At 72.6% G+C, this 594-nt stretch carries 1 protein-coding gene; it reads left to right on the forward strand.

The annotated features are described in order from the left end of the window. A partial coding sequence (locus FVW20_RS18260; protein WP_196610699.1) for a hypothetical protein occupies window positions 1-425 on the forward strand: 425 nt, incomplete at its 5' end. Window positions 426-594: the final 169 nt, after the last annotated feature.

A 594-nucleotide genomic window follows, 5' to 3' on the forward strand; every position in this document is an offset into this window, starting at 1 on the left:
GCCTTGCGCCGGGGCTCTCGTGCCTTCTGGCGGCCGGGCTGGGCGTGATTGCCGCCGCCCTGCCCGGCGACCCGGCCCGCATCGCCTGCGCGGCCCTGGTCTGCGCATGGCTGGTGTTCACCATGCATGTGGTCGCCGCCTCGTTGCGCACCCTTCTGCACCTGCCCACAGAGGGCGGTGTGAACACCGGCGACACCCCTTTCGACGGTGATGCGTTCCTGTTTGCCCGTGCGCCCGCGGCTTCCCGCCATGGGGAGCACGCAGCCGCAACGGGTGATGAATTTCCTCCGGAAGTACCCGGCGCAGGCTCTGCGCCCGGCTTCACGGTTGCTTTCGTGCACTGTTCCGCCGGGGGGAGCACCCTGCCGCTCCACCTGCAACCCGACGGAATCACGCACGGTTCCTCGCCCAGGCGCAGGAACTGACAACGGCGTGAACGGGCGGCGACACCCCAGCAACCCCCGCCGCCCGCACCCTCCGCCGGACCGGGGCACCCTTCCCCCGCCCGCCGCCCCGGTCCGGCCCTCTTTCTGCCCGCGCGCCGCCGCGCCAACGAGACGACCGCATGATCGCCACGAACCCGGCGCGCGCAGG

The organism is Nitratidesulfovibrio oxamicus (assembly GCF_015731765.1).
GTDB lineage: Bacteria > Desulfobacterota > Desulfovibrionia > Desulfovibrionales > Desulfovibrionaceae > Cupidesulfovibrio > Cupidesulfovibrio oxamicus.